Annotated in this window: 4 protein-coding genes; all 4 read left to right on the top strand. The window is 71.1% G+C overall.

Features of this window, described 5'->3' with window-relative positions; all coding sequences use genetic code 11:
* Nucleotides 1-63: 63 nt before the first annotated feature.
* On the top strand, nucleotides 64-1,536 hold the full coding sequence (locus ABDW35_RS33735) for a hypothetical protein (RefSeq protein WP_343718227.1): 1,473 nt from the start codon (nucleotides 64-66) through the stop codon (nucleotides 1,534-1,536).
* A 26-nt stretch (nucleotides 1,537-1,562) separates the two neighbouring features.
* Nucleotides 1,563-2,351, top strand: a complete 789-nt coding sequence (locus ABDW35_RS33730; RefSeq protein WP_343718226.1) for a hypothetical protein — start codon at nucleotides 1,563-1,565, stop codon at nucleotides 2,349-2,351.
* Nucleotides 2,352-2,384: 33 nt separating this feature from the next.
* Complete coding sequence (locus tag ABDW35_RS33725; protein ID WP_343718225.1) at nucleotides 2,385-2,840, top strand: DcrB-related protein; 456 nt, start codon at nucleotides 2,385-2,387, stop codon at nucleotides 2,838-2,840.
* Nucleotides 2,841-2,867: 27 nt separating this feature from the next.
* On the top strand, nucleotides 2,868-3,720 hold an 853-nt coding region (locus ABDW35_RS33720; protein WP_343718224.1), incomplete at its 3' end, for a PAAR domain-containing protein.

Below are 3,720 nucleotides of genomic sequence, written 5' to 3'. Positions count from 1 at the left end.
GGCCTCGGCGTCGGCGGCGCCGCGCTGGGCGGGGTCAGCATCGGCCCCGGGAAGAAGAGATAGGTGCGCCGATGGCTCTCGCACATCGCCGCCCTGCTGCCGCGGGAAGGACGGACCGGCCGGGTCGCTCTCATCCTCGCCGGGACCTGGGCGGTCCTGCTCGCCATCGCCCATGGCTGGGCGGCGGCGGCGGGCGAGGCGGAGACGCCGGTCTCCTGGCTGCTGGTCGGCGCCCTGGGGCTGCTGCTCTACGCCCTGTTCGTCCTGGCCATCCTCGCCGGCTTCCGCCGAGTGGTGCGGCAGCGGGATCGACTGTCCGACGGGAAGGGACCCATACCGTTGATCTGGCGCATCACCCTGCTGTGGCCGTATCGAAGGCAGGATATCGATCGCATGGCGGCCGAGGGCCGGCTGGCCGAGCTGATGACCTTCGCCTTCGTGCTGATCTCCGTCATCGGCCTGACGCTGGCCGTGACGCTGCCCCACACACCGGCCCAGGCCGCGGAGAGTGCCGTGACTGACCTGCTGCTGAAGCCCCGTTCGACGCCGCGCCAGATCGAGCAGTCGACCCAGCGCCAGGTCGAGGACAACGCCGATCCTGCCCTGGCTTTCAGCCTGCTGCTGCCGAAGGACTGGCTGAAATACGAGCCCTACGCGCCGGAGAAGCCGGATGCCCCCGGGCTGGTGCTGCTGTCGCGCTACGGCAGCCGCGACCAGCGGGCGATGCTCGAGGTCTATGCCCAGAAGATCGTGCGCGAGATGTCCAGCGCCGACTGGCTGGACGCCTGGCTGCGGCAGAACGGCTACGCCGTGCTGAAGTGGCACACCGCGTATTCGGCGGCGGGCTGGAATGCCGACGTGCTGGCCCAGCGCAGCATGAACGGCCGGGACTTCGTCTACCGGATGTCCAGCTTCAAGAACGCCGACCGGCTGTACCTGGTGTTCGGCTATGCCGAGCCCGCCGCCTATGCCGTGGCGGAGGAGCCGTTCGTGATCGCCGCCAACAGCTTCCAGCTGGTGCATGGCGCCGACGTTCCGTCCGCCGAGCCGCTGCGCACCGTGCAGATGTCCCGGGTGCTGCCGGCCCGCTTCGTCTTCCCGACGAGTTGGGAGGAAAGCCGCGACGACAGCGTCGGGCCCGACCAGGACAGCCTGAACTTCAAGAACCAGGCCGACGACCAGGCGATCGGCCGGCTCAACGTGCTGGTGGCGCCGCCCTCGGCCTATGCCTCGCATGGCGAGCTGGCGGACACGCTGCTCGAGGCGGTCAAGGGGTCGACCGGCGCCGACGTGACCAGCATGGCGCTGGTGCCGGTCGATCTGCGCACCGACCTGCAGGATGCGCGCGAAGGCGAGGCCGAGGTCGAGGTCAAGGGCTCGACCATCAAGGTGCGCCTGACCATCGCCCGGGCGGGCAATGCGTGGGTGTCGTTCCTGCTGATCGGCTACAAGCCGAAGCCCGACCTGCTGCTGATCGACGCGATCAACCGCCGGGCCTATGACATCGCCGTCCGCACCTTCGGGCCGTCGTCGTAGCCGGGGCGCGGGAGGAGGAAAGCCGCATGTCCTTCGCAGGCAGTTCCGTGAAGACGCCGATCATGGCCGCGGCCCACGGCATGAAGCAGGTCGCTTTCAACACCATCGGCGACAAGGTCATCCGGCCGCTGGTCGAATTCGCGCCGCCGCAGGTGACGCAGTTCGCCGTCGGCGCCGCGCAGCAGGCGATGCAGACCGCGGCCGGATCCGCCGGCTCCGTGGCATCGGCCGCCGCCGGAGCCATGAGCGCGGCCGCCGGCTCGGCCGGATCGATCCCGATCGCGTCGCTGCCGGAGCTCACCAGCGCCACGCCCTTCGTGCCGCCGGAGTTCCGCGAGATGCCGCAGGTCGATTCGGCCTCGATCCTCGACCGCGCCCGCAACAAGGTGCGTGGCGTTCTGTCCGGCCTGCCGGTCGGGATGCAGGACGCCGCCATCAACGCGGCCGAGACCGCGATCTCGGACGGGGTCGCCAAGACCGCGGGCCGCAAGCTGGGCAGCGACTGGACCGACCGGGCCAAGACCCTGATGGGCGCCACCGGCCTCGGCAGCGGCGTCGACAGTGCGAAGCAGGCCGTGGACGACGCCAAGAAGGCGGCGGACGCGGCGGCGGCCGCCCTCCCGGGCAGTCCCGGCGCGATGAAGGACGCGGTGCGCAAGGTCGTCGCCGACAAGGCGCAGCAGGAGCTGGCGCGCAAGGTCGGCGACGGCTGGGCCAAGGCGGCGCGCACGGTCTATGACGGCTCCGGCAAGAAGCCGGACATCGCGGACATCAAGACGCCGCCCTTCGTGCCCGACCCGGCCAAGAAGCCCTGATCCCGACCTTCCGACCCCGACGAGGCCCCCCGCATGGCTCAGACCAGCGTGAATCGCGACTTCTCGATCAGCGTTCCCGACGATTGGACGGACCGCACCATGACCATCTTCGCGGCGCCGGCCAAGGCCGGCCAGCCGGTGACGCCGAACGTCCTGGTGGCGTCGGACCGGGTCAAGGCGGGCGAGGATCTCGATGCCTTCGTCACGCGCCAGGTGCATGAGCTCGGCCACCGGGCCAGGGACTTCAAGCTGAGGCTGCGCCGCGAGGGCGTGCTGGACGGCCGCGACTGCGTCGAGATCGTGTTCCGCTGGAACAGCGTCGAGCAGGGCTTCCTGCAGCAGCGCCAGGTCTATGCCATGATCGACGCGGCCCGGATCCTGACCATCACCAACACTGCGTCGGAGGCGGATTTCCCGGCGGCGGACAGCACCTTCCAGCGCATCCTCGGCACCTTCTCCTGGGCCGCCCAGGCGGCACCGGCGGCCTGACGCCCCCGGCCCCGGACGCCTGCCGCCATGGACTCCGCCTTCGCCGCCGCCCGCCTCGGTGACCCGATCGCCCACAGCAGCGGGATGTTCGGCTTCATCATGGGCGCCATCGTCGGCGCCGTGGTCGGCATCGCCATCGTGGCGGCGACCGTCGCGACGGGTGGCGCCGCCCTGGCGGTGGTCGCCGCGGTCGGCGGGGCGGTGGCCGCGACGGGGGGAGGCGCGCTCGCGGGGATGGGCATCGGCAAGGAGTATACGAGCGTCACGGGCGCGATAGCGACCGGCGCCGCCACCGTCTTCATCAACAACAAGCCGGCGGCGCGGGCGACGATGGCGCCGGCGACGCTGGACGTGGCGGCCTGCAGCGACCACCAGAGCCCGCAATTCCTGGCCGAAGGCAGCAAGATCGTCTTCATCGAGGACGGCGCCGCCTCGCGCAAGGGCGACCGCACCGTCTGCGACGCCAAGATCTCCGACGGCTCGCCCAACGTCTTCATCGGCACCGATCCGGGGGTGTATCGCGACATCAGCCCCGAAGTGCCCGCCATCTTGCAGCAGGTCGCGCTGGGCATGGTGATCGCCGGGACCGCGGTGGCGTTGCTGGCCGGCGGCGCCGCCGCCTTTGCCGCCGGGGGCTGGTGCGCGGTTGGCACTTTCGGCCTCGAGACCGGCCTGGGCATGGCGGGCGGATGGGGCGGCGGCAAGCTGGGCGGCGCCATCGGCGAGGCGCTCGGCGGCAGCAAGGGACGTGCCTGGGGCGAGGCAATCGGCGGCATCCTGGGCGGCATCGCCGGCGGCTATGCAGGCAACAAGCTCGGACCCCGCGTCTTCCGTGGCCACCCGATCGATGTCGCCACCGGCGAGCTGGTCACGCAGGAGA

Origin of the sequence: Inquilinus sp. (assembly GCF_039594555.1) — a bacterium.
Lineage (GTDB): Bacteria > Pseudomonadota > Alphaproteobacteria > DSM-16000 > Inquilinaceae > Inquilinus.
The sequence above is the reverse complement of the archived record's forward strand: the minus strand, read 5'-3'. Positions and strand labels throughout refer to the sequence as shown.

Excerpts from the sequence above, each read along its gene's own strand:
- ABDW35_RS33730 (WP_343718226.1), top strand. The coding sequence starts at position 1,563 with ATGTCCTTCGCAGGCAGTTCCGTGAAGACGCCGATCATGGCCGCGGCC.
- ABDW35_RS33725 (WP_343718225.1), top strand. The coding sequence starts at position 2,385 with ATGGCTCAGACCAGCGTGAATCGCGACTTCTCGATCAGCGTTCCCGAC.